This window comes from Klenkia sp. AC732 (genome assembly GCF_979256525.1).
In genome coordinates, this window is record NZ_CEEDOS010000054.1 from 1 (window position 1) to 24,442 (window position 24,442).

The 24,442-nt window shown below is 74.4% G+C and carries 21 protein-coding genes; 10 read left to right on the plus strand and 11 right to left on the minus strand.

Features of this window, described 5'->3' with window-relative positions:
• Positions 1 to 126 precede the first annotated feature (126 nt).
• From AC0IVP_RS19690 to AC0IVP_RS19705, 4 genes are all read left to right on the plus strand, one after another.
• A complete protein-coding gene (locus AC0IVP_RS19690) occupies positions 127 to 1,176 on the plus strand; it encodes a TIGR03885 family FMN-dependent LLM class oxidoreductase (protein WP_471758786.1) in 1,050 nt (349 codons plus the stop codon).
• A complete protein-coding gene (locus AC0IVP_RS19695) occupies positions 1,173 to 3,470 on the plus strand; it encodes an alpha-amylase family glycosyl hydrolase (protein WP_471758789.1) in 2,298 nt (765 codons plus the stop codon). Before AC0IVP_RS19690 ends, AC0IVP_RS19695 begins: the two co-directional genes overlap by 4 nt.
• A gap of 212 nt (positions 3,471 to 3,682) precedes the next feature.
• On the plus strand, positions 3,683 to 4,114 hold the full coding sequence (locus AC0IVP_RS19700) for a hypothetical protein (RefSeq protein ID WP_471758791.1): 432 nt from the start codon (positions 3,683 to 3,685) through the stop codon (positions 4,112 to 4,114).
• A gap of 74 nt (positions 4,115 to 4,188) precedes the next feature.
• Positions 4,189 to 4,749, plus strand: a complete 561-nt coding sequence (locus AC0IVP_RS19705) for an isochorismatase family protein (protein ID WP_471758793.1) — start codon at positions 4,189 to 4,191, stop codon at positions 4,747 to 4,749.
• Positions 4,750 to 4,762: 13 nt separating this feature from the next.
• Here the strand turns inward: AC0IVP_RS19705 and AC0IVP_RS19710 are convergent, their stop codons facing one another.
• The 3 genes from AC0IVP_RS19710 to AC0IVP_RS19720 all read right to left on the minus strand — a co-directional run bounded on the left by AC0IVP_RS19710 (position 4,763) and on the right by AC0IVP_RS19720 (position 9,012).
• Positions 4,763 to 5,536 carry a sulfite exporter TauE/SafE family protein gene (locus AC0IVP_RS19710; RefSeq protein ID WP_471758795.1) on the minus strand — a complete coding sequence of 258 codons (774 nt, stop codon included), beginning with the start codon at positions 5,534 to 5,536 and terminating at the stop codon, positions 4,763 to 4,765.
• Positions 5,533 to 6,318 (minus strand): sulfite exporter TauE/SafE family protein, encoded by a 786-nt coding sequence (locus tag AC0IVP_RS19715; protein WP_471758797.1) that lies wholly within the window; start codon positions 6,316 to 6,318, stop codon positions 5,533 to 5,535. Before AC0IVP_RS19715 ends, AC0IVP_RS19710 begins: the two co-directional genes overlap by 4 nt.
• Positions 6,319 to 6,387: 69 nt before the next feature.
• Positions 6,388 to 9,012 (minus strand): DEAD/DEAH box helicase, encoded by a 2,625-nt coding sequence (locus AC0IVP_RS19720; RefSeq protein WP_471758799.1) that lies wholly within the window; start codon positions 9,010 to 9,012, stop codon positions 6,388 to 6,390.
• A gap of 177 nt (positions 9,013 to 9,189) precedes the next feature.
• On the opposite strand from AC0IVP_RS19720, the gene AC0IVP_RS19725 reads away from it, so the two are divergent.
• Complete coding sequence (locus AC0IVP_RS19725; RefSeq protein WP_471758801.1) at positions 9,190 to 10,047, plus strand: SDR family oxidoreductase; 858 nt, start codon at positions 9,190 to 9,192, stop codon at positions 10,045 to 10,047.
• Here the strand turns inward: AC0IVP_RS19725 and mmuM are convergent.
• Complete coding sequence (gene mmuM, locus AC0IVP_RS19730; protein WP_471758803.1) at positions 10,044 to 10,946, minus strand: homocysteine S-methyltransferase; 903 nt, start codon at positions 10,944 to 10,946, stop codon at positions 10,044 to 10,046. The genes AC0IVP_RS19725 and mmuM overlap by 4 nt on opposite strands.
• A gap of 14 nt (positions 10,947 to 10,960) precedes the next feature.
• On the opposite strand from mmuM, the gene arfB reads away from it, so the two are divergent.
• Positions 10,961 to 11,398, plus strand: a complete 438-nt coding sequence (gene arfB, locus AC0IVP_RS19735) for an alternative ribosome rescue aminoacyl-tRNA hydrolase ArfB (protein ID WP_082556667.1) — start codon at positions 10,961 to 10,963, stop codon at positions 11,396 to 11,398.
• A 7-nt stretch (positions 11,399 to 11,405) separates the two neighbouring features.
• Here the strand turns inward: arfB and AC0IVP_RS19740 are convergent, their stop codons facing one another.
• Together AC0IVP_RS19740 and AC0IVP_RS19745 are read right to left on the minus strand one after the other, a co-directional pair.
• Complete coding sequence (locus AC0IVP_RS19740) at positions 11,406 to 11,783, minus strand: hypothetical protein (protein ID WP_471758805.1); 378 nt, start codon at positions 11,781 to 11,783, stop codon at positions 11,406 to 11,408.
• 31 nt (positions 11,784 to 11,814) lie between these two features.
• On the minus strand, positions 11,815 to 12,366 hold the full coding sequence (locus tag AC0IVP_RS19745; RefSeq protein WP_471758807.1) for a beta-class carbonic anhydrase: 552 nt from the start codon (positions 12,364 to 12,366) through the stop codon (positions 11,815 to 11,817).
• A gap of 178 nt (positions 12,367 to 12,544) precedes the next feature.
• Here AC0IVP_RS19745 and AC0IVP_RS19750 point away from each other — a divergent pair, with 178 nt between their 5' ends.
• The 3 genes from AC0IVP_RS19750 to AC0IVP_RS19760 are packed head-to-tail and all read left to right on the plus strand — an operon-like array spanning position 12,545 to position 17,951.
• Positions 12,545 to 15,091 (plus strand): molybdopterin oxidoreductase family protein, encoded by a 2,547-nt coding sequence (locus tag AC0IVP_RS19750; RefSeq protein ID WP_056291711.1) that lies wholly within the window; start codon positions 12,545 to 12,547, stop codon positions 15,089 to 15,091.
• A complete protein-coding gene (gene nirB / locus AC0IVP_RS19755) occupies positions 15,091 to 17,643 on the plus strand; it encodes a nitrite reductase large subunit NirB (RefSeq protein ID WP_082556668.1) in 2,553 nt (850 codons plus the stop codon). The genes AC0IVP_RS19750 and nirB overlap by 1 nt, the downstream gene beginning before the upstream one ends.
• Positions 17,640 to 17,951 (plus strand): Rieske (2Fe-2S) protein, encoded by a 312-nt coding sequence (locus AC0IVP_RS19760; RefSeq protein WP_471758809.1) that lies wholly within the window; start codon positions 17,640 to 17,642, stop codon positions 17,949 to 17,951. The genes nirB and AC0IVP_RS19760 overlap by 4 nt, the downstream gene beginning before the upstream one ends.
• A gap of 4 nt (positions 17,952 to 17,955) precedes the next feature.
• Here AC0IVP_RS19760 and AC0IVP_RS19765 read toward each other — a convergent pair whose 3' ends face one another.
• Together AC0IVP_RS19765 and AC0IVP_RS19770 are read right to left on the minus strand one after the other, a co-directional pair.
• Positions 17,956 to 18,696: a hypothetical protein gene (locus AC0IVP_RS19765; RefSeq protein WP_471758811.1), complete on the minus strand. Its 741-nt coding sequence runs from the start codon at positions 18,694 to 18,696 to the stop codon at positions 17,956 to 17,958.
• Positions 18,697 to 18,716: 20 nt separating this feature from the next.
• Positions 18,717 to 19,496: a hypothetical protein gene (locus tag AC0IVP_RS19770; RefSeq protein ID WP_056291721.1), complete on the minus strand. Its 780-nt coding sequence runs from the start codon at positions 19,494 to 19,496 to the stop codon at positions 18,717 to 18,719.
• 146 nt (positions 19,497 to 19,642) lie between these two features.
• Between AC0IVP_RS19770 and AC0IVP_RS19775 the strand changes: the two genes are divergently transcribed.
• Positions 19,643 to 21,070 carry a nitrate/nitrite transporter gene (locus AC0IVP_RS19775; protein ID WP_056291726.1) on the plus strand — a complete coding sequence of 476 codons (1,428 nt, stop codon included), beginning with the start codon at positions 19,643 to 19,645 and terminating at the stop codon, positions 21,068 to 21,070.
• 43 nt (positions 21,071 to 21,113) lie between these two features.
• Here the strand turns inward: AC0IVP_RS19775 and AC0IVP_RS19780 are convergent, their stop codons facing one another.
• From AC0IVP_RS19780 to AC0IVP_RS19790, 3 genes are all read right to left on the minus strand, one after another.
• Positions 21,114 to 22,232 (minus strand): uroporphyrinogen-III synthase, encoded by a 1,119-nt coding sequence (locus AC0IVP_RS19780; RefSeq protein ID WP_056291878.1) that lies wholly within the window; start codon positions 22,230 to 22,232, stop codon positions 21,114 to 21,116.
• Positions 22,233 to 22,324: 92 nt separating this feature from the next.
• Positions 22,325 to 23,209: a polysaccharide deacetylase family protein gene (locus AC0IVP_RS19785; protein WP_471758813.1), complete on the minus strand. Its 885-nt coding sequence runs from the start codon at positions 23,207 to 23,209 to the stop codon at positions 22,325 to 22,327.
• An 18-nt stretch (positions 23,210 to 23,227) separates the two neighbouring features.
• A partial coding sequence (locus AC0IVP_RS19790; protein ID WP_471758815.1) for a YeeE/YedE family protein occupies positions 23,228 to 24,442 on the minus strand: 1,215 nt, incomplete at its 5' end.

The window sequence follows — 24,442 nt, forward strand, 5'->3', positions numbered from 1 at the left end:
GTGGTGCCGGTCATCCGGGCCCGGTGACCGGCACCACTCCGCACTCGACGAGGGAACGGGCCCGGCAGCTGGTTGGGCGGCGCAACCCGGGATGCCCGGAACCAGACCAGCCGATAGACAGACGCCATGACCGTGATCGGCTTCCACGCCTCGCACGAGCAGATCCCACCGCGGGACCTGCTCGCCGCCGTCCAGCACGCCGAGCAGGTCGGCTTCACCGCGGCCATGTGCTCCGACCACTTCGAGCCCTGGAGCGTCCGGCAGGGCCAGTCCGGGTTCGCCTGGGCCTGGCTCGGCGCCGCGATGGCCACCACCTCGCTGCCCTTCGGGGCCGTCAACGCCCCCGGTCAGCGGTACCACCCGGCGGTCATCGCGCAGGGCATCGCGACGCTGAACCAGATGTTCCCGGGCCGGTTCTGGATCGCCCTGGGCAGCGGCCAGCTGATGAACGAGCACATCACCGGCGGCAAGTGGCTGCGCAAGGAGCAGCGCGACGCCCGGCTGCGCGAGTGCGTCGACGTCATCCGCGCCCTGCTGGCCGGTGAGGAGGTCACCCACGACGGGCTGGTCACCGTCGACCGGGCCCGGCTGTGGACCCTGCCCGAGCAGCAGCCCGCGTTGATCGCCCCCGCCGTCACCCCGGACACCGCCCGCCGCGGCGCCGACTGGGCCGACGGCCTGATCACCATCAACCAGCCGCACGACCGGCTCCGCGAGGTCCTCGCCGCCTACCGCGACGCCGGCGGCCAGGGCCCGGCCACCCTGCAGCTGCACCTGTCCTGGGCCCCGGACGCCGACCAGGCCATGGAGACCGCCTACGACCAGTGGCGCTCCAACGTGCTGCCCCCGCCGCTGTGCTGGGAGCTGGAGGGTGCCAAGAGCTTCGACCAGGTCGCCGCCCTGGTCAGCCGGGAGGACGTCGCCCAGGCCGTGCGGGTCTCCGCCGACCTCGGGCAACACGCCGCCTGGATCGCCGAGTACGCCGAGCTGGGCTTCGACCGGGTCGTGCTGCACCACGTCGGGCAGACCCAGACGCCGTTCCTGGACGCGTTCGGTGAGCACGTGCTCCCGCAGCTGGACGTCGAGGCGCCCGAGCCGACGCTGGCGATCGACCCGCCCGGCCCGCCCGGGCCGCGCCGCCCCGAGCAGGAGCCCCAGCCGGCCGTGCTGGCGTGAGGATCACCGACACCGCGGACCTGTGGTGGAAGAACGCGGTCCTGTACTGCCTGGACGTCGAGACGTTCATGGACTGGGACGACGACGGGGTCGGTGACTTCACCGGCCTGGCGCAGCGGCTGGACCACCTGGTCGACCTCGGCGTCACCTGCCTGTGGCTGATGCCCTTCTACCCGACCGCCGAGCGCGACGACGGGTACGACATCACCGACTTCTACGGCGTGGACCCCCGGCTGGGGAACCACGGCGACGTCGTCGAGGTCATCCGGACCGCGCACGACCGGGGCCTGCGGGTCATCGCCGACCTGGTCGTCAACCACACCTCCGACCAACACCCCTGGTTCAAGGAGTCCCGGAAGTCGAAGGACAACCCGTACCGCGACTGGTACGTCTGGCGCTCGGACACCCCGCCGGACACCAGCGACCAGGTGGTCTTCCCCGACCAGGAGGACTCGATCTGGGAGCTGGACGAGAAGACCGGCGAGTACTACCTGCACCAGTTCTACAAGTCCCAGCCCGACCTCAACGTCACGAACCCGGTGGTCCGCGACGAGATCGCCAAGATCGTCGGCTTCTGGACCCAGCTGGGCCTGGACGGCTTCCGGATGGACGCCGTCCCCTTCCTGCTGGACACGTCCGGCAACGGTGACGGCGAGGCCGGCCGGCTGCCCGACCCGCACGCCTACCTGCGCGACATCCGGGCGTTCCTGGACCGCCGCACCAACGGCGGGATCCTGCTCGGCGAGGTCAACCTGCCCTTCGAGGAGCAGCTGGCGTTCTACGGCGGGACCGACGGCGACGAGCTGACCATGCAGTTCGACTTCATCGGCATGCAGGCCACCTACCTGTCGCTGGCGCGCGGTGACGCCGGCCCACTGGTGACCGCGCTGCAGGGCCGACCGACGACGTCCCCGGACTCGCAGTGGGCGACCTTCGTGCGCAACCACGACGAGCTCACCCTGGACAAGCTGACCGAGGACGAGCGCCAGGAGGTCTTCGCCGCGTTCGGTCCGGCGCCGGAGATGCAGATCTACGACCGCGGCCTGATCCGGCGGCTGCCGCCGATGCTGGACGGCGACCCGCGGCGCATCCGGATGGTCTACAGCCTGCTGTTCTCCCTGCCCGGCACCCCGACGCTGTTCTACGGCGAGGAGATCGGGATGGGGGAGGAGCTGTCGGTGGGCAGCCGGCTCGCCGTCCGCACGCCGATGCAGTGGACCTCGGGCACCAACGGCGGGTTCTCCCGGGCGAAGGCCGCCAAGCTGCCCGGCCCGGTGGTGACGGGGGGCTATGCACCGGAGTTCGTCAACGTCGCCGACCAGCGCAAGGACCCGGACTCGCTGTTGTCGTTCTTCCGGAGGTTGATCAGCCGCCGGCGGGAGTGCCCGGAGCTGGGCTGGGGCGACTTCCAGGTGCTCGAGCAGCCGCACAGCGCCGTCCTGGCGCACCTGTGCTCCTGGGACGACGGGGCCCTGGTCGCGGTGCACAACCTGGGTGCGGAGCCGGTGACGGTGCCGTTGCAGCTGGCCGACTGCGGGCCCGAGCACCTGCTCGCCGACCTGCTCGTCGACGGCACCACCGCGATGGACGCCGACGGCTGCGCCGAGCTGACGCTGGAGGGCTACGGCCACCGCTGGCTGCGGGTGGTGGCCCCGGGGACCCGGCACCGGTGCTTGCCGCTCTGGCACGCTGGGGCGGTGAGCACCCCCGAACCGGCCCTGGACGTCGTGCTGGCCGGGGTCGGCCCACGGCTGCGGGCGCTGCGGCTGCGCAAGGACCTGACGCTGACCTCGCTGTCGGCGACCACCGGCATCTCGGTGAGCACGCTGTCCCGGCTGGAGTCCGGTGGCCGCAAGCCCACCCTGGAGCTCCTGCTGCCCATCGCCCGGGCGCACGATGTGGCCCTGGACGAGCTGGTCGGGGCACCGCCGGTGGGCGACCCGCGGGTGCGCTCGGCGCCCGTCGAGCAGCACGGCATGGTCATGTGGCCGCTGTCGAACCAGCCCGGCGGGCTGCAGGCCTACAAGCTGCTGGTCAGGCCGGGGGAGCCGCGGGCGGAGCCGGAGCAGAAGGTGCACGAGGGCTACGACTGGCTCTACGTGCTGTCCGGGCGACTGCGGGTGGTGCTGGGCGAGCACGACCTGGTGCTCAAGCGCGGCGAGGTCGCGGAGTTCGACACCCGCACACCGCACTGGTTCGGCGCCGCCGACGACCGGCCGGTGGAGCTGCTGGCGCTGTTCAGCAAGCAGGGGGAACGGGTGCACGTCCGTGCCCGCCCGAAGGGCTCGGCCTGAGCTGCACGCTGGGTCACCGGGCGGGCGCGCCCCGCACCGACGTCCCGTGCGGGAGTCGCCGGTGACCGACCCTCCGGCGGACCTCCCGGGGGTGTCGGGGGTCCCGCCTACGGTCGCCGCGGAGGTGCCATCCATGACCGAACGACCGCTCGAGCAGACCCCGCGGCCGCTCCCGACCGCGCCGCCCTTCCCCACCGACCCCCCCGCCCGCCGTGGGGGAGACCGCCGAGCCGCCCTACGACCCCGCCGCCCCACCCCTGCCGACCGCACCGGTGCCCGGGCCGCCCCCGCGCCGGGCGGCCTCGGTGCAGCCCCGGGTGTCCTTCGTCCGGATGGGACCGTGGGCACCGGTCGCCGGCGCCGTGCTGGGCCTCGTGGTCGGCCTCGTCGTCGTCCTGGTCGGTCTCGCGCCGGTGGACCTGTCGTTCGCCCAGCGGCTGGCCTCGGTGTTCCTGTGCCTGGGCCTGGCGCTGCTGGGTGCCGGCGGGGTGCTCTTCGCCGACGAGGTGCGGGTCCGCCGGCGCAGCGTCGGCGCGCAGTCGGCCGAGGTCGTGGCCGGCCTGCTCAACGGGCTGACCCCGGCGCGCTTCCTGGTCGGCTCGGCCGGCTTCGTGCTGTTGCTGGCGGCGTACGTCGCCCGTTGACGGTCCGGGGCCGTTCCGCCGGGTCGGTCCGTGACAGCCTGACCGGCGTCCCGACCGCCGTCCCTGGAGGCCCCGTGCCCGTCCCGTCCCTGGCCCCCGGCCGCACCGCGCTGGTCGTCGTCGACCTGCAACGCGGACTGGTCGGCCGCGACGTCGCCCCGCACCCGGCCGACACGGTCATCGAGAACGCGCTCCAGCTGGCCGAGGCGTTCCGGGCGGCGGGCGGCACGGTCGTGCTGGTGCGGACGGAGCCCCGGGAGGGCGCCGGGCAGCCGGTGGACGTCGGGGGCGGTCCGCAGCCGACGATGGGCGACGTCGTCGACGAGCTGCGGCCCCTCGGTGACCTGACCGTCGTGAAGCACACCTGGGGCGCCTTCCACGGCACCGGCCTGGACGCCGAGCTGCGTGCCCGCGGGGTCGACACCGTCGTGCTGGCCGGGCTGACGACGAACCTGGGCGTCGAGTCCACCGCGCGCGCCGCCCACGAGCACGGGTACGCCGTGGTCGTGGTGGAGGACGCGATGAGCAGCCTGGACGCCGCGATGCACGAGTTCGCCGTGGGCCGGGTCCTCCCGCTGCTGGCGCGCGTCACGACGACGACCGCCGCGATCACCGCCCTGACCGCCTCCGCCTGACACGGCCCCGGGCTCAGCCGAAGGCCTGGAACCCCAGCTGGAGGGCCAGACCCAGGCCGACGACGGCGATCACCCGGCGCAGCACCGTGCCGTTGACCCGGCGGACCACCCGCGGCCCCAGCCGCCCGCCGACGAAGAGCCCGATCGCCAGCGGCAGCGCCGACCACCAGGCGATGTCGGCGAAGACCGCGTAGCCCAGCGCCGCGATCCCGTTGGCCGACCCGACGACGACGTTGCGCAGCGCGTTGCCGCGCGGCACGGTCTCCCCGGTGGCCAGCAGCAGCAGCGCCAGCATCAGCACGCCGGCGGCCGCACCGAAGTAGCCGCCGTAGACGCCCACCGCGCAGGTCGCCGCGGCCAGCCCCCAGGTGTGCCGGCGCGGGCGGTGGGCCTGCGCGACGGCGCCCTCGACGGCCAGCTCCCGCGGTGGGCGCTGCACCAGGATCGCCAGTGCGGCCGCCCCGATGAGGAAGGGCACCACCTTCTCGAAGACGCCGTCCGGGGTGGTCAGCAGCAGCACCGCGCCGATGACGCCACCCACCGCGGCGACCGGGACCAGCAGCAGGACCCGGCTCTTCTGCCCGGTCAGCTCGACCCGGGAGGCACTCGCGGCACCCAGGGCGTTGGTGATCAGCGCGACGGAGTTGGTCACGTTCGCCGTCACCGGGGGCAGGCCGGTGGCCAGCAGCGCCGGGTAGCTGACCAGCGAGGCCATCCCGGCGATGGAGCCGGTCAGCCCACCGCCGACGCCGGCGACGAGCAGGAAGAGCCACTGCCAGACGCTCACCGGGTCACCAGCACCACGATGGCGACGACCCCGAGGACGACGATCGCGGTCCGCAGCACCGTCGAGGGCAGCCGCCGGCCGTAGCGGGAGCCCAGCCAGCCGCCGACCAGCGAGCCGGCGGCCACCAGGCCCGCGGCCCGCCAGTCGATCCGGTCGGTGGCGACGACGACGTAGGTGACCGCGGCGACGGCGTTCACGCCCAGGGTCAGCACGTTCTTGATCGCGTTGAGCTGCTGCAGGGAGTGCGGCAGCAGCAGGCCGAAGAGCCCGATCTGCAGCACGCCCTGGCTGGCGGCGAAGTAGCCGCCGTAGGTGCCGGTGGCGTAGGCGCTGCCGAACAGCGCCGCGGTGCGGCCGGGGCCGACCCGGTCGGTGGGCGAGGGGCCGGTGCCGGTGCGGCGGTGGGCCAGCCACCGGGCCAGCAGCGGCTGGGTCGCGACCAGCACGACGGCGAGCGCGACCAGGCCGGGCACCACGGCCTCGAAGGCGGAGGCGGGCAGGTGCAGCAGCAGGAACGCCCCGGTCAGCGCGCCCAGCACCGAGGCCGGCAGCAGCGTCAGCACCAGCCGGCGCTGCCCCCGCAGCTCCCGCCGGTAGCCGATGGCGCCGGTCAGGTTGCCCGGCACCAGGCCCAGGGAGTTGGACACGGTGGCGGTCACCGGGGGCAGCCCGACGGCCAGCAGCACCGGGAAGGTCACCAGCGTGCCGGACCCCACGACGGCGTTGATGGAACCCGCGGCCAGCCCGGCGAGGGCGACCGCGACCATCTCCCACCCGCTCACGTCGGCATCGCCGCGAGCGTCGCACAGGACCCCGCTGTGACCGGGCACACGGTTGCCCCGGTCAACGGGTCAGTCCTTGCGGCCGGCCTCCACCAGGCGGATGACCGCCGTCCCCTCCTCGTCGGAGGCCTCCAGGTCGACCTCGACCTCGAAGCCCCAGTCGTGGTCACCGGCCGGGTCGTCCAGGATCTGGCGCACCCGCCAGAGGCCGGGCTCGGACTTGTCGATGACCAGCAGTGCCGGGCCGCGGGCGTCGGCGCCGGTCTCGACGGTGGCGTGCTCGGCGAAGTAGGCCTGCACGACCTCGCCCCAGGCGTCGGCGTCCCAGCCGGCGGCGGCGTCGAGCTGCCCCAGGTCGTACCAACGGCGGCGGGCCCACAGCTCGACCCGGCGGAAGAGCTGGTTGCGCACCATCGCGGTGAACGCGCGCTCGTTGCCGGTGACCGGCCGCGGCCGGGCCGGGACGGCGACCGGGGCGTCCAGCGGCGCCGAGGGGTTGGTGAGCTCCTCCCACTCGTCCAGCAGCGAGGAGTCGACCTGCCGGACCAGCTCGCCCAGCCACTCGACGATGTCGGTGACGTCCTCGGTCCGGGCGTCGGCGGGCACCCCCGAGCGCAGTGCCTTGAACGCATCGGACAGGTAGCGCAGCACCGCACCCTCGGAGCGGGTCAGCTGGTACTCGTTGACCAGCTCGCGGAAGGTGAACGCCTTCTCCCACATGTCCCGGACGACGGACTTCGGCGAGAGCTGGGCGTCCGCGGCCCACGGGTTGCCCGCCCGGTAGGTCTCGAAGGCGTACTCCAGCAGCTCCTCCAGCGGCTTGGGGTACGCGATCTCCTCGAGGAGCTCCATCCGCTCCTCGTACTCGATCCCCTCGGCCTTCATCTGCGCCACGGCCGCGCCCTTGGCCTTGTTCAGCTGGGCGGCCAGGATCTGCCGCGGGTCGTCCAGGGTGGCCTCGATGACCGAGACGACGTCCAGGGCGTACGTGGTCGCCCCGGTCGAGTCCGGCACCGACGGCGAGGGGTCGGTGGTCGTGGGGTCCAGCAGCCCGATCGCGGCCAGCGCGAAGGTGGACAGCGGCTGGTTCAGCGCGAAGTCCGGCGGCAGGTCCACGGTCAGCCGGTAGCGCCGTCCGTCGGGCTCGGGGACCTCGAGCCGCTCGACCACCCCGGCGGTCAGCAGCCCGCGGGTGATGCCGATGGCCTCGCGGACCAGCCGCAGCTGGCGCTTGCGCGGCTCGTGGTTGTCGGTGAGCAGGTGCCGCATCGCCGCGACCGGGTCGCCCGGGCGGGCCAGCACGTTGAGCAGCATGCTGGTGGAGACCCGCAGGTGGCTGCTCAGCGGCTCGGGCTCGGCGGTCACCAGCCGCTGCTGGGTGGCCTCGCTCCACGGCACCATGCCCTCGGGGGCCTTGCGGCGGACCAGCTTGCGACGCTTCTTGGGGTCGTCGGCGACCTTGGCGAACTGCTTGAGGTTCTCCACCTCGTGCTCGGGCGCCTGGACGACGACCGTGCCCGCGGTGTCGAAGCCGGCCCGGCCGGCGCGCCCGGCGATCTGGTGGAACTCGCGGGCGTTGAGCAACCGGGTCCGGGTGCCGTCGTACTTGCTCAGCGCGGAGAACACCACGGTGCGGATCGGCACGTTGATGCCCACGCCCAGGGTGTCGGTGCCGCAGATGACCTTGAGCAGACCGGCCTGGGCCAGCTGCTCCACCAACCGCCGGTACTTGGGCAGCATCCCGGCGTGGTGCACGCCGATGCCGTGGCGCACCAGCCGGGACAGCGTCGTCCCGAAGGCGCTGGAGAACCGGAACCCGCCGATCAGGTCGGCGATGGCCTGCTTCTGCTCCTTGGTGGAGACGTTGACGCTCATCAGCGCCTGGGCCCGCTCCAGGGCCGAGGCCTGGGTGAAGTGCACGACGTAGACCGGGGCCTGCCGGGTGTCCAGCAGCTCCTGGATCGTCTCGTGCATCGGGGTGGTGGCGTAGTAGTGCGTCAGCGGGACCGGGCGCTCGGCGTTGGCGACCAGCGCGGTGTCCCGCCCGGTCCGCCGGGTGAGGTCCGCGCGCAGCTCGGTGGTGTCGCCCAGCGTGGCCGACATCAGCAGGAACTGCGCCTCCGGCAGCTCGATGAGCGGGACCTGCCAGGCCCAGCCGCGGTCGACGTCGCCGTAGAAGTGGAACTCGTCCATGACGACGAGGCCGATGTCGGCGCCGGCGCCCTCGCGCAGGGCGATGTTGGCCAGCACCTCCGCGGTGCACGCGATGATCGGGGCCGAGGCGTTGACCGAGGCGTCCCCGGTGAGCATGCCGACGTTCTCCGCGCCGAAGACCCCGCACAGCGCGAAGAACTTCTCGCTGACCAGTGCCTTGATCGGTGCGGTGTAGAAGCTGACCCGGTCGGCGGCCAGCGCCGCGAACAGCGCCCCGGTGGCCACCAGCGACTTGCCCGACCCGGTGGGGGTCGCCAGCACCACGTTGGCCCCGCTGACCAGCTCGATCAGCGCCTCCTCCTGCGCCGGGTACAGCACGGTGCCCGAGCGGGCGGCCCAGCCGGCGAACCGCTCGAAGAGCCCGTCGGGGTCGGTGCCCAGGTCCAGCAGGTCCAGCAGGTCGGCACCGTCGTCCAGCAGTGGGACGGCGGTGTCGGAGGGCAGTGCGGTGGCCGGTTCGTCAGCGGGGGAGAGCGTCATCGTGGGGAACAGCGTCCCCTACGGCCCAGACGTTCCCGCGCCAACTCCCCCACGCCAACTCCTCCACGCCGACTCCTCCACGCCAACGCCCCCGCGTTCGGACGACGGGACCCCGGGTAGCCGCCCCGCACGACGCGAGACCAGCGCGCCGGCAGCACCGCAGCACAGGAGGACCCCGTGAGCGAGCCCCGTCCCGACAGCCAGCCCGCCCAGCAGCAGACCCCGCCCGGGACGCTGGGGCAGATGGACCCCCAGCCCGACCACGGTGAGGAGAGCTACCGCGGCTCCGGCCGGCTCACCGGCAAGGCCGCCGTCGTCACCGGGGGCGACAGCGGCATCGGCCGCGCCGTGGCGATCGCCTTCGCCCGGGAGGGCGCCGACGTCCTCATCGCCTACCTCGACGAGGACGACGACGCCCGCGACACCGCCCGGTGGGTGGAGGAGGCCGGCCGCCGCTGTGTGCTGGTCCGCGGCGACCTCGCCGACCGCGCGCACGCCAAGACCGTCGTCCCGAAGGCGGTCGAGGAGTTCGGCAGGATCGACGTGCTGGTCAACAACGCGGCCTTCCAGATGACCCGGGAGTCCCTGGAGGAGACCCCCGACGAGGAGTTCGACCACACCGTCGCACTGAACCTGGGGGCGATGTTCACCCTGTCCAAGGACGCCGTGGCGCACATGGGCGCGGGCGGGTCGATCATCAACAGCTCGTCGGTGAACTCCGACATGCCCAGCCCGACGCTGGCCGTCTACGCGATGACCAAGGCCGGCATCGCCAACTTCACCGCCAGCCTGGCCCAGCTGTACGCGGAGAAGGGCATCCGGGCCAACAGCGTCGCGCCCGGCCCGGTGTGGACGCCGCTGATCCCCTCGACCATGCCGGCGGAGGAGGTGGAGTCCTTCGGCGAGCAGGTGCCGATGGGCCGCGCCGCCCAGCCCGCCGAGCTCGCACCGGTGTACGTGCTGCTGGCCAGTGACGAGGCCAGCTACGTCTCCGGTGCCCGGGTGGCCGTCACCGGGGGCAACCCGATCCTCTAGCCGGCGCGCACCGCTGCGGCGACCTCGGCGATGTCGGCCGGCCGGACCCGGCAGCAGCCGCCGACCAGCCGGGCGCCCGCGGACAGCCACGCGGAGACGTCACCGACCCCGGGCGTGCCCGTCCACGCCCGGGCGTCGGCGTCCCAGGTCTCGCCGCTGTTGGGGTAGACCACCACCGGCTTGCCGCTGGCCACCCGCGCCCACACCACCGCCGGGACGACGGCGGCCGGGTCGGTGCAGTTGACGCCCACGGCGACCACCTGGTCCACCCCGCGCACCATGCCCAGCACGTCGGACAGCAGCTCCCCGCGCCGGGTGCGGGCCACGCCGCCGGCCCCGGTCACCGCCGACACCGAGAACCACGCGGGGACGTCGAGCGCGGTGACCTCGGCCAGCAGTGCCTCCACCTCGGCCGCGGCGGGCAGCGTCTCGCAGGCCAGCACGTCCACCCCGGCCTCGGCCAGGGCCTGCAGCCGGGGCCGGTGGAAGGCACGGAGCTCCTCGACCGTCACCTCGTCGACGTACGCGCCGGTGTACTCCGAGCCGTCGGCCAGGTACGCCCCGTACGGGCCCACCGACCCGGCCACCCAGCCCTCGGGCGCCCCTTCGCGGGCCAGCTGCACCGAGCGGGCGATGAGCGCCCGGGCCTCGTCGGCGTCGATGCCGGCGGCGGCGAAGCCCGGCACCGTGGCCTGGTAGCTCGCCGTCGTCGCCACCTGGGCGCCGGCCGCGGCGAACGCGGCGTGCGCGTCCCGGATCGCGCCCGGGTCGTCGCGCAGCAGCCGGGCCGACCACAGCGCGCTGGTCACGTCGTGCCCGCGGGACTCCAGCTCGGTGGACAGCCCCCCGTCCAGGACGACGGGACCGGTGGACAGTGCGGCGGCGAGGGTCGGGGACACGGGAGGATGGTCCCGTGCCCACCGACGACGCCTCCGGCGACCTCCCGGTCACCGCCCGGCTGACGGTGCCCGCGGCGATGCTGGGCTGGCGGTTCAGCCGGTCCTCCGGGCCGGGCGGGCAGGGCGTCAACACCGCCGACAGCCGGGTGGAGCTGTCGGTGCGGGTGCTGGAGGTCCCGGGGCTCACCGAGCACCAGCAGGCCCGGCTCGCGGAGCGGTTGGGGTCCCGGCTGGTCGACGGCGTGCTCACGATCGCGGCGTCCGAGCACCGGCAGCAGCTGCGCAACCGGGAGGCCGCCCGCGCCCGGATGGCGATGGCGATCGGCCAGGCGCTGGCGCCGCCGGCCCCGCCGCGGCGCAAGACCAAGCCGACGCGGGGGTCCAAGGAGCGGCGGATCACCGCGAAGAAGCAACGCGGTCAGCTCAAGAAGCAGCGCGGCACCCTGGACTGAGCCCGGCTCAGTGCCACTCGAACGCCTCGGGTGACCCGGGCCACCACCCGGGCTCGCCGTCGGCACCGCGGGCCCACAGTCGGGCCACCGCGCCGTCGACGACCACCGCCCGCTTCTCGTCGCGGACCAGCGACGTGCAGCCCATCGGCGGCATCGGTGCCTCCTCGGCCGAGGGCGCGGGCTCGTCGGGCAGGTGCACCCGGGTCAGCACGGTCCGGGTGCCCAGGAACGTCCCGGTGGCCTCGTGCCGGACGTCCAGCACGGCCGGTCCGGGGCCTGGCCAGTCGCCGAACACCGGACCGGCCGCGATCAGTCCCTCGGCCGCGGCCAGGTCCTCCGCGGCCCAGGCGTCGGTGTCACGGGTGTCGTAGCGGGAGCGCGCCACGCCGGCCATGCTGCCCGGTGGGGTGTGCGGGTCAGGAGGCGGCGAGGTGCACCCGGCCCGGACGGGCCACCCGGCGGTCCCCGCGGCCGGGGACGGCCACCTCGCGCAGTTCGTGGGTCGCCACGTCGTGCACGAAGCCGCGCACCGCCTCCGGGTGGAGCAGGAAGGCCGAGCGCCGCAGCCGGCGGACCGACTGGGCGACGTCGGCCTCCAGGTCGGTGAAGGACTCGATCGCGAAGGACGGCGCGACCCCGGAGTCGGCCAGCAGCTCGGCGCGGAACCCGTCGTCGGTGATCTTCTGCATGCCGCAGTCGGTGTGGTGCACCAGCACGACCTCGACGGTGCCCAGCCGGCGCTGGGAGATCGCCAGGGACCGCACCACGTCGTCGGTGACGACGCCGCCGGCGTTGCGCAGCACGTGCGCCTCGCCCGGAGCCAGCCCCAGCACGTCGAAGAGGTCCAGCCGGGAGTCCATGCACGTCACCACGGCCACCCGCAGCCGCGGCTCGATCGGCAGGTCGGCCGGTGCCTGGGCGGCGGCCCAGCTGCGGTTGCGGACGACGAGGTCCTCGGTGGCGGTCACGGTGTGGCTCCTCGGGGTGCGGCGGTGCTGTCCTCCTGGTCATCGGCACGGCCTGGACCAGGCACGATCCCCAGGACGGGGGAGCGCACGACCGTCCCCCGACACCGGTGAGGTCCCCGGAACGCGACCTTGACGCGGTGGTCTCCACCCCGACACGGGCGGCCCGCAGGCTCCCCCCGTGACCACCTCCGCGCCGTCCCGCACCCGGACGACGCAGACCCACTGCCCGTACTGCGCGCTGCAGTGCGGGGTGACGATGACGGCGGGGGACCGACCGGCCACCCTGGTGCCGGCGGACTTCCCGACCAACCGCGGCGGGCTGTGCTCCAAGGGCTGGTCGGCGCCCGAGCTGCTGGACCACCCGGAGCGGTTGACCCGTCCGCTGGTCCGCGCCGTCCCCGGCGACCGGACCTCGGCGTTCGTGGAGACCAGCTGGGACGCCGCCCTCGACCTGGTGGCCGCCGCGATCGGCCGCACCCAGGCCGCGCACGGCCGGGACGCCGTCGGCTGCTTCGGCGGTGGCGGGCTGACCAACGAGCAGGCCTACCAGTTCGGGAAGTTCGCCCGGGTGGCGCTGCGCACCTCTCAGATCGACTACAACGGCCGGTTCTGCATGTCCTCGGCGGCTGGCGCGGCCAACCGGGCGTTCGGACTGGACCGGGGACTGCCGTTCCCGCTGGCCGACATCGGCGACGCCGACGCACTGCTGCTGGTGGGCAGCAACCCGGCCGACACCATGCCCCCGGCGATGCAGTACCTGGACGCCTCCCGCGAGCGCGGCGGCCGGCTCTTCGTCGTCGACCCCCGCCGGACGGCGACCGCCCGCGCCGCGGAGCTGCACCTGCAGGCCCTGCCGGGCACCGATCTGGCGCTGGCCAACGGCCTGCTGCACATCGCGATCACCGACGGCCTGGTCGACGAGCAGTACGTCGCCGCCCGCACCACCGGCTGGGACGCCGTCCGCGCCGGGGTGCAGGCGTACTGGCCCGACCGGGTGGAGCGGCTGACCGGGGTGTCGGTGGCCGACCAGCGCCGCACGGTCCTGGCTCTGGCCCGGGCCGAGAACGCGGTGGTGCTGACCGCCCGCGGCGCCGAGCAGCACCGCAACGGCACCGACACCGCCCAGGCGTGGATCAACCTGGCCCTCGCGCTGGGCCTGGTCGGCCGACCGGGCAGCGGCTGGGGCACCGTCACCGGCCAGGGCAACGGACAGGGCGGGCGCGAGCACGGCCAGAAGGCCGACCAGCTGCCCGGCTACCGGATGCTCGCCGACCCCGTGGCCCGGGCACACGTCGCCGGCGTCTGGGGGGTCGACCCCGACTCCCTGCCGCAGCCCGGCAAGAGCGCCTTCGAGCTGCTGGACGCCCTGGGCCGGGAGGTGCGCACCCTGCTGGTGCTCGCCAGCAACGTCGCGGTGTCGGCGCCCGACGCCCGCCGGGTGGTGCGCCGGCTGGGCGACCTGGACTTCCTCGCCGTCAGCGACTTCTTCCTCTCCGAGACCGCCGAGCTCGCCGACGTCGTCCTGCCCAGCGCCATGTGGGCCGAGGAGGACGGCACGATGACCAACCTGGAGGGCCGGGTCATCCGCCGCCGCAAGGCCCTGGACCCGCCCGGCGAGGCGCACGACGACCTGGCCCTGCTGGCCGACCTGGCCGACCGGCTCGGCGCGGGCGCGCACTTCAGCGCCGACCCGCAGACCGTGTTCGCCGAGCTCGGCCGGGCCAGCGCCGGCGGCAAGGCCGACTACGCCGGCATCACCTGGGAGCGGGTGGACGCCGAGCAGGGCGTCTTCTGGCCCTGCCCGACCCCCGACCACCCCGGCACCCCGCGGTTGTTCCTCGACCGCTTCCCGACGCCGGACGGCCGGGCCCGCTTCGTCCCCGTCGACCACACCGACGCCCACGAGACCCCGGACGACGCCTACCCCTACGTGCTCACCACCGGCCGGGTGATGGCGCAGTACCAGTCGGGCACCCAGAGCCGGCGCAGCCGCAGCCTGCAGCTGGTCGCCCCGGCCCCGCGGGCCGAGCTGCACCCCGACCTGGCCGCCCGACTGGGCATCGCCCACGACGACGTGGTCGAGCTGACCACCCGGCGCGGGGCGGCCCGGTTCACCGCCACCGTCACCGACGCGATCCGGCCCGACGTCGTCTTCGCGCCCTTCCACTGGGGCGGCGGGTCCAGCGCCAACGCGCTCACCGACGCGGCCCTGGACCCGATCAGCCGCATGCCGGCCTTCAAGACCTGCGCCGTCGCCGTCGCCCGCGTGGGCGGACCCGTCGAGCAGGTGCCCGCCCCCACGTCCCAGCCCGTGCCCCTCGTCCTCGAGACCGCACCCCGCACCCCGCTCACCCCGTCCCGGAGGAGAACCACAGCCGTGAAGAGCACCCCGAGGTTCCTGCAGGGCGTCTTCCCGATCGTCGGGGAGGGCCTGACCAAGCCCGGCCCGGTCGACCCGGCCCTGACCTACACCGTCCCCTCCGGGGCCAGCGCCCAGGCGCTGTACTTCCGCGGCGGCAACTCCACCGCCGAGCTGGTCTACGTGCTGCTGGTGCGCGACGGCGAGCCGGTGCGCTGGTTCCCGATCGGGGCCAAGGGCGACGTGCACGTGCCGCTGCGGGTCGTGGAGGACCTGCCCGGCGGCAGCGTCGTCACCCTGCACGTGGCCGCCCCCGAGGGCGTCACCGGCGAGCTGGTCGTCGACCTCGGGCTGGTGGAGGTCTGATGACGGTCCTGGAGAACGCGGTCCTGGGTGGCCGCCCCGCCGGGCTCACGACCCTGGCCTTCGACGAGACCGACACCCGGGCCCGGGTCGTCGTGGTCGGCAACGGCATGGCCGGGGCGCGGTTCGTCGAGGAGGTCCTGGACCGGGACGGCGGCGAGCACTTCGCCCTCACCGTCTTCGGCGACGAGCCGCACGGCAACTACAACCGGATCATGCTGTCCCCGGTGCTGGCCGGGGAGGCCGACGAGGCCGACATCGTCCTCAACAGCCACGACTGGTACGCCGAGCGGGACGTCGACCTGCGCGCCGGCGTCCGGGTCGAGCGCATCGACACCGCGGCCAAGGTCGTGCACGCCGCCGACGGCACCGCCACGCCCTACGACCACCTGGTGCTGGCCACCGGCAGCCACTCCTTCATCCCGCCGATGACCGGCGTCCGCACCGCCGACGGGTCGCTGCTCGACGGCGTCGTCGGGTTCCGCACCATCGACGAGACCCGGCAGATGCTGGCCGCCTCGCGCACCCACCGGAAGGCCGTCGTCATGGGCGGCGGGCTGCTCGGGCTGGAGGCCGCCCGCGCCCTGCAGGCGCAGGGCATGGAGGTCGAGCTCGTGCACGCGATGGGCTGGCTGATGAACGCCCAGCTCGACGTCGAGGCCGGCGGGGTGGTGCGGCGCAGCGTCGAGGAGCTGGGCATCACGGTGCACACCGGCGCGATGGCCACCGAGGTGCTCTCGGCCCGGGTGCAGGGCACCGACCGGGTCGCCGGGGTGCTGCTCAAGGACGGCCGGCGGCTGGACTGCGACCTGCTCGTCGTCGCGGCCGGCGTCCGCCCGCACACCGACGTCGCCGTCCGGTCCGGCATCGAGGTCGAGCGGGCGGTCCTGGTCGACGACCACCTGGCCACCGACGTGCCCGACGTCTACGCGATCGGCGAGTGCGCCCAGCACCGCGGCACCGTCTACGGCCTGGTGGCCCCGGCCTGGGAGCACGCCACCGTGCTGGCCGACCGGCTCACCGGCACGGACCCCGACGCCGCCTACACCGGCTCCCGGACGGCGACCAAGCTCAAGGTCGCCGGGGTCGACGTCGCCGTCATGGGGGTCAGCACCCCCGAGCGGGACTCCGACGAGTTCCTGGTCATCTCCGAGCCCAAGCGCGGGGTGTACCTGTCCGTCGTCGTCCGCGACGACCTGCTGATCGGCGCGACGTTGGTCGGCGACACCCGCAAGGTCGCCTTCCTGACCCAGGCCTTCGACCGCGGGACGCCGCTGCCGCCCGAGCGGATCCGGCTGCTGGTCGACCTGTCCGACGGCGACGCCGAGGTGGGCGTCGCCGAGATGCCCGCGGACTCCCAGGTCTGCAACTGCAACGGGGTCTCCAAGGGCGCCATCTGCGGCGCGGTCGCCGAGGGCTGCACCTCGCTGCCGAAGGTCATGGACGCCACCCGGGCCGGCAAGGGCTGCGGTTCCTGCAAGGGCCTGGTGCAGAAGATCATCGAGTGGGCCGCCGACGGCGAGCTGACGGTCGAGGAGTCCGCGTCCTGGTACGTGCCGGGGGTGCCGATGCCGAAGTCGGAGCTGATCGCGGCCATCCGCTCGGAGGACCTGCGCAGCGTGTCCGCCGTCTTCGAGCGGCTGGCGCCCGGCGGCGCCGACGACGCGAAGTCCAAGATGGGTCTGGTCAGCCTGCTGCGGATGGTGTGGGGCAGCGAGTACGTCGACGAGCCCGACGCCAAGTTCGTCAACGACCGGGTGCACGCCAACATCCAGCGCGACGGCACGTTCTCCGTCGTCCCGCAGATGAAGGGCGGGGTGACCACGCCGGCCCAGCTGCGCAAGATCGCCGACGTCGCGGAGAAGTACGAGGTGCCGATGGTCAAGGTGACCGGCGGCCAGCGGATCGACCTGCTCGGCGTCCGCAAGGAGGACCTGCCGAAGATGTGGGCCGACCTGGGCATGCCGTCGGGCTACGCCTACGGCAAGTCGATGCGCACGGTGAAGACCTGCGTGGGCAGCGACTTCTGCCGGTTCGGCCTGGACGACTCCACCCAGCTGGGCATCGACCTGGAGACCCGCTTCCAGGGCGTGGAGAGCCCGGCCAAGATCAAGATGGCCGTGGTCGGTTGCCCGCGGAACTGCGCCGAGGCCTACGTCAAGGACGTCGGCGTCGTCGCGGTCGGGGCCGGCCGGTGGGAGGTCTACGTCGGCGGCGCCGCCGGTGCCTCGGTGCGCAAGGGCGACCTGCTGGCCACCGTCACCTCGACCGAGGAGGTGATGACCCTGGTCGGCCGCTTCCTGCAGCTGTACCGGGAGAACGGCAACTGGCTCGAGCGCACCTACGACTTCGTGCCCCGCTGGGGCCTGGACCGGGTCAAGGAGACCCTGCTCGAGGACGCCGAGGGCATCTGCGCCGACCTGGACGCCGGCATCCAGCGCTCGATCGACGCCTACACCGACCCGTGGGCCCAGGACCTGGCGACGCCGTCGTCCCCCGGGCAGTTCCGCACGTCGCTGCCGCTGACCGTGCTGCCGCAGGTGCCGGTCCGATGACCACGGCCCTGCAGTCCCACGTCGTCGGGCGGGTGGACGAGGTGCCGGTGGGGGAGGGCCGGGCGTTCACCGTCGGCGACGCCTCGGTGGCGGTCTTCCGGCTGCGGGACGGGTCGCTGCGCGCGGTCGCCGCGTCCTGCCCGCACGCCGGCGGCCCGATCGCCGACGGCCAGTCCGACGCCCGCGTGGTCGTCTGCCCGCTGCACCTCAACGCCTGGCGCTGGGACGGCACCCCCACCACCGGCGCCGCCCCGCTGCCGGTCTACGCCGTCCGCGAGCAGGACGGCGACCTCGTCGTCGAGGTCTGACCACTCAGCGCGAGAAGACCGCCCGGCGCAGCGTCCAGACCCGACCGTCGGCGTGCACCTCCACGACGGGGCGGAGCCGACGGCGGAGCAGGCTCCGGCGGTGCCGGATCGTGAACGCCCCGTCGAGGTAGGCCCGCGCCACCCGGGCCATCTGACGGACCGCGTCGGCCTTGTGCGCCTCGACGTCGTCGTACTCGAAGGACATCGCGGAGGCGTCGAGGTCGTCGAACACCCACACCTCCACGACCTCGTCGGAGACCTGCAGACCGGCGTGCCGTGCGCCGTCCGCGGAGGTGAGCACCACCTGATGGGTGTGCCGGTCCGGCTCCCGGTGGTCCCGCAGCACCTCGGGCCCGAAGACCTCGTCGACCACCTGACGGAGGACCGCGCCGATGTCGATCACGGCGGCCGCCGGCGTCCACCGCGGCTCCTCCAGGACCCGGGTGTCGGCGGCCGATGGCTGCCGTCGTCCCGCGGCCTTCTCCACCCTCCGGCGCGCCGCCACCTCCGCGACCCGCTCGAGGTGTGCCGCCCGGGACGCCTCGACGTGTTCGAGCGCTCGCAGCAGCTCGGTCTCCCGCCACCGACGGCCGGTCGCCCCCACGCGTGACCGCAGCGCCGCGCGGGTGGCGAGGAAGCCGAGCGGCGCGTGGTGGTTCGCGAGGAGTGAGTGGAGGGCAGCGACCCGTTGGCCGAGCGGCCGGTCGGCATCGAGCACCCGACGCACCGTCGCCGACCAGCTCATCGGGTGACGGTGACCAGCTGTCAGGCCAGCGCGGTCAGCGCGGCGGTGACGTCGTCGGCGCGGACGAAGTCCAGGGCCAGCAGCCGGTGCACCAGCACCCCGCGGCGGGTCAGCCGCAGGTCGGCCGGGCGCAGCCGGGGCACGGCCGAGCCGCCCGGGCGGGGAACGGCGACCGGTGGGTCCAGCAGACCGGCCTGCTGCAGCTCGACCAGGTCCTCCAGCGCGCCCCACGTCGTCCAGGCGCGGGGGTCGGTCGGCAGCGGGGTGAGCGGCAGCGGGTGCCGCTCACGGCGGCCGACCGCGGCCAGCAGCGCGAGCTGCCGCCAGCTCAGCCGCTCGACGGTGCGCAGCGTGCGGTCGGCGAGAGCGGCGTCGACGTCGGGGGAGGTGACCACCTCGGCCAGCAGGCAGCCCAGGTGTCGGACCCGGCGCTCGTCGGCGGACGCGCGGGCGGCCAGCAGCACGGCCTCGCCCACCTCGCGGGCGGCGACCCGGCCACCGGCGCGCTCGGTGAAGAAGCCGTCCGTGCGCACCCGGCGGTCCCGGTGGGACAGCGTCACCCCGTGCTCGACGGCGAAGGCCAGCGCGGCGCCGGCCCGGCCGCGCTCCCGGCGGGGCAGCGCACCCTCGGCTAGGTCGTCGGCCAGCTCGCGCAGGCACGCGGAGAACCGGTCGTCCAGCTGCATCGCGGCGTCCGCGGGGGAGTAGACGACGGTCGCCGCCGGGCCGGTCATCGACCCGGCGATCGCGAACCCGGACTCGATGAGCGCGCGGCCCGGGGCAGTGCTGGCGTCCGTCACGCCGTGATCATCCTGTCCCGCAGCGCGGACCGCAGCCCCGCGTGTCCAGGTCCTCACCACGTCGGGTCACCACCCGTGCGGGGAACGGAACACAGGTCTCCCGCGCGGGCAACGGCCGGGTCACCGGGGACCGCCAGGGTCTGCCCATGGCCGCAGGCACCGACGTCACCCCCACCACCTCCGACCCGGTCCCCGTGCCGCCGACGACCCACCGTGGTCGCTTCGGCGGTCGGTGGATCGACGACTGGCGCCCGGAGGACCCGCAGTTCTGGGCCGCCACCGGCAAGCGGGTCGCCCGCCGCAACCTGTGGTTCTCGGTGTTCAGCGAGCACATCGGCTTCTCGATCTGGAGCCTGTGGTCGGTGGTGGTGCTCTTCCTCGGCCCGGCCTACCTGGCCGCCGGCACCTTCACCGGCGAGCCCCCGGAGGTCGCGGCGCAGAAGTTCCTGCTGACCGCCCTGCCCACCGCGCTCGGCGCCTTCGTCCGGTTGCCCTACACCTTCGCGGTCGCCCGGTTCGGCGGCCGGAACTGGACGATCGTCTCCGCGGCGCTGCTGCTGGTGCCGACGGTGGTCACCGCGCTCGTGCTGGAACCGGGCGTCAGCTACTCGACCCTGCTGCTGGTGGCCTGCCTGGCCGGCGTCGGCGGCGGCAACTTCGCCAGCTCCATGACCAACATCAACGCCTTCTACCCCGAGCGGGAGAAGGGCTGGGCGCTGGGCCTCAACGCCGGCGGCGGCAACCTGGGCGTGCCGGTCATCCAGCTGGTCGGGCTGCTGGTGCTGGCCACCGTCGGTGCCGAGCACCCCCGCGTCGTCCTGCTGGTCTACGTGCCCTTCATCGTGCTGGCCGCGGTCGGTGCGGCCCTGGTGATGGACAACCTGACCACGATGTCCAACCAGCCGCGGGCACTGCGCGACGCCGCCCGCGAGCGGCACACCTGGGTGATGTCCTTCCTCTACATCGGCACCTTCGGCTCCTTCATCGGCTTCAGCTTCGCCTTCGGCCAGGTGCTGACCAACCAGTTCGCCGACTCCTTCGCCACCCCGCTGGCCGCGGCCTCGCTGACCTGGCTCGGCCCGCTGCTCGGGTCGTTGATCCGACCGGTCGGCGGGAAGCTGGCCGACCGGTTCGGCGGCGCCCGGATCACGATGGGCAACTTCGTGGCCATGGCGGGCGGCGCGCTGGTGGTCTTCGTGGCCAGCAAGGTGGGGTCCCTGCCGCTGTTCGTCGTCGGCTTCGTGCTGCTGTTCGTGCTCAGCGGCCTGGGTAACGGCTCGACCTACAAGATGATCCCGGCCGTCTTCCGGGTGCAGGCCATGGACCGGGTCGCCGCCGGGGAGGACACCGTCGTCGCCGACCGGTACGCCCTGCGGATGTCCGGCGCCGTCATCGGCATCGCCGGCGCGGTCGGTGCCTTCGGTGGGGTGCTGGTCAACCTGGCGTTCCGGCAGTCGTTCCTGACCACCGGCACCGGAGACAGCGCCTACCTGGTCTTCATCGCCTTCTACCTGGTCTGCGTCGCCGTCACGTGGGCGGTCTACCTGCGCCCGGGGACGACGGTCCGCGTCTGATCACACCGCGTCTGATCACACCGCGCCTGGTGACAGCGCTCGATCACACCGCCAGGCGGTAGCCGCGCTTGACGACGGTCTCCACGACCGGTGCGCCGAGCGCGGCCCGCAGGCGGGTCACGGCCATCTCGACGGCGTGCGCGTCGGTCCCGCCCGACAGCTCGGTGAGCAGGTCCGGGCGGGACACGACGGCACCGGGACGGCGGGCCAGCGAGCGCAGCACCGCCATCGGCGCCGGGGCCAGCTCGACGAGGCGGCCGTCGACGACCGCGGCGTGGCCGCGCACCTGCAGGTCGTGCCCGCCGCAGCGCAGCACCGGGTCGCGCTCGGGCAGCCGGGCCACGACCTCGCGGGCCAGCGCGCCCAGCCGGGCCCGCTCGGGCTGCACGGTGGCGATCCCGGCGGCCTCCAGCGGCCCGGCGGTCACCACGCCCACGGCCACGGCCAGGACGCCGTCCGCGAACCCGGCGAGCACCCCGGAGCGGACGCCCTCCTCGGCGGCGACCTGCAGCAGGCTGGCGGCGGCCGGGGCGGAGGTGAAGGTGACGGCGTCGACGGACCGGGCGGCGATGGCGTGCACCAGCCGGCGCAGCGGCGCGGTGTCCTCGGGCAGCACCCAGCGGTACACCGGCACCTTCAGGACGACGGCGCCGGCCTCGCCCAGCCCGGTCACCAGGTCCGGCAGCGGGTCCCCGTGCAGCTGGACGGCGATCCGCCGTCCCTCCAGCGGGCCCTCGGCGCCGGAGAGCAGGTGCTCGAGCACCTCGGCGGAGCTCTCGGACTCCGGGGACCAGGCGTCGACGAGCCCGCCACCGCGGATCGCGCCCCGCGCCTTGGGGCCGCGGGCCATCACCCGGGCCCCGGTCAGGTGCTCGACCAGCGGCAGGTCCCAGGCGTCGGCGGCCTCCAGCCAGCCGCGGAACCCCACCCCGGTGGTGGCGACGACGAGGTCCACCGGGGCGCGGAGCACCTCGCGGGTGGCGGCGACCAGCTCGGCGTCGTCGGACAGCGGGACGATCCGGATCGCCGGGGCGCTGACGACCCGGGCACCGCGGCGGTCCAGCAGTGCGGCCAGCTCCTCCGAGCGGCGCGCCGCGGTGACCGCGACGGTGTAGCCGGCCAGGGGGAGCGGCCCGGGGGCCGGGGCGGTCTCGTCGCTCACGGTCACCCGTCCATGGTGTCGCGTTCGTGTTCCGGGGGTGTGTCCAGACCCTGGTCAGCGGCCCGGCCGGGCTGTGCGGGCCGCCCGCCGGGTCACGTCGCGGGGTCGGGCGAGGCGGCGTGCCGGGCGATCGCGCCGGCGGTGGTCAGCCAGACGTCGTCCCGGTGGGCAGCGACGTGCTGCAGGGCCGCCCGCAGTGGCCGCAGCCGGTGCGGCTGGCCCACCACGTAGGGGTGCAGTGCGATGCCCATGACCAGCGGCGCGCTGCGGGACTGCTCCAGCATCTCGTCGAAGGTGGCGACCACCATGTCGGCGAACTCCGGTCCCGACACCTGCCGCGCGACGACGGCCGGGATGTCGTTGAGCTCCTGCGGGTAGGGCACCGACAGCACACGCCCGCCCCCGCGGGTGGCGAACCAGGTGGGCTGGTCGTCGTGCGACCAGTCCAGCAGGTAGGAGTAACCGGCCTCGGCCAGCAGGTCCGGGGTGACGTCGCTCTGGGAGATCCACGGGCCGAGCCAGCCGGCCGGGGGGTGCCCGGCGCGGGCGGTGAGCTCCGCGGTCACCTCGGCGATCAGCGCGCGCTCGTCGTCCTCGGTGAGGTCGGCCTGCCGCTCGGCGTTGGTGCGGCCGTGCCCGACGAGCTCGTCACCGCGGGCCAGGAACGCCTCGACCAGGCCGGGGCAGTCGGTGAACACCCGGCTGTTGGCGATCACGCTGGTGGGCAGGCAGAGCGCGTCCAGGGTCTCCAGCAGCCGCCAGGCACCGACCCGGTTGCCCCAGTCCCGCCAGGCGTAGTTGAGGACGTCGGGGTCCCCGCCGCCGGGTGCCAGCTGGGCGCCGCGGCCGGACCCGAAGTCGAAGGTCTCCAGGTTCAGCCCCAGGTAGACGGCCAGCCGCTTCCCGCCGGGCCAGTCGTAGACCGGGCGGTCGGGGAGCGCGCTGTAGCCGTAGCGGCCGTGCCGGGGGGTGCTCACCGCCCGAGCATGCCGGGGTCAGCAGACGCTGTCGCGCGGGGCGGGGACGCCGAGGCCGAACGCCCGCCGGGCGCGCAGCCCGACCCAGGTGCCGCCGAGGGCGGCGATGCCCCAGACCCAACCCGACGCGCTGCCCGAGGCGATGCCGGCCAGGTAGGCGCCGATGTTGCAGCCGCTGGCCAGCCGGGCCCCGATGCCCATCAGGACGCCGCCGAGGACCGCGGCGGCCGCGGTGCGGGCCGGGATGCCGCGGTGCAGCACCCACGCGCCACCGGCCGCCGATGCCAGCGCGGCGCCGACCATGATGCCGATGTCGGTCAGCGAGACCGTGTCGGTGAGCACCGGGGCGGCCAGCTGACCGGCCCGGGACCCCGACCAGTACAGCCACTCCTCGGGGTGCAGCCCGACCAGCTGCAGCAACTTGGAGCCCCACAGGGTGAAGGCGCTGGTGATGCCCCACGCCCCGCCGGACACCAGCAGCACCCCGGCGCCCAGCACCGACAGCACCAGCGCGCCGACCCACAGCGGCCACGACCCGCGCAGCACCCGGGCGGCCCCGGTGGCGGTCGGTGGGGGCTCGGTGGGCGGGGGCACGCGGCGCCGCTGGACGGCGGTCGCGACCAGCCAGACGAGGGCCAGCAGCGTGATCGTCACCGCCCACGACCCGGCCCAGCCGATGTGCTCGGACAGCACGAGGGCGGGGAAGGCCGGCAGGTCGTCGACCAGCGGGAACGCCCAGGCGTAGAGCACCGTGCCGGTGATGAAGCCCGCCAGGGTCAGCAGCACCGAGGACTGCCCGGAACCGACGGCGAACAGCGTGCCGGACGCGCAGGCGCCACCGAGCTGCATGCCGACGCCGAACAACGCGGCCCCGGCCACCAGGCCGACACCCAGCGTCCCGGCGGAGGGTCCCGGTGTCTCGCCGAACAGGCCCGTGCCGGTGCCCAGCACCAGCGCGAAGAGCGTCGCCGTCGTCCCCAGCAGGAGGGTGTGCGCCCGCAGTCCGCTGCCGTTGCCGACCGCGACCAGCTGGCGCCAGGCCGAGGTGAACCCGAACCGGGAGTGGAACAGCGCCGCACCCAGCCCGAGCCCCAGCAGCAGCAGGACGGTGCGCTGCGCACCGTGCTGGCTGCCCACCCACGCCGTCAGTGCGACGGCCAGCGCGGCGGCCACGGCCAGCGGGACCCGGCGGACGGCGGGCGCCGGCGGTGCGGTCGGGACGGGGGAGGAGGT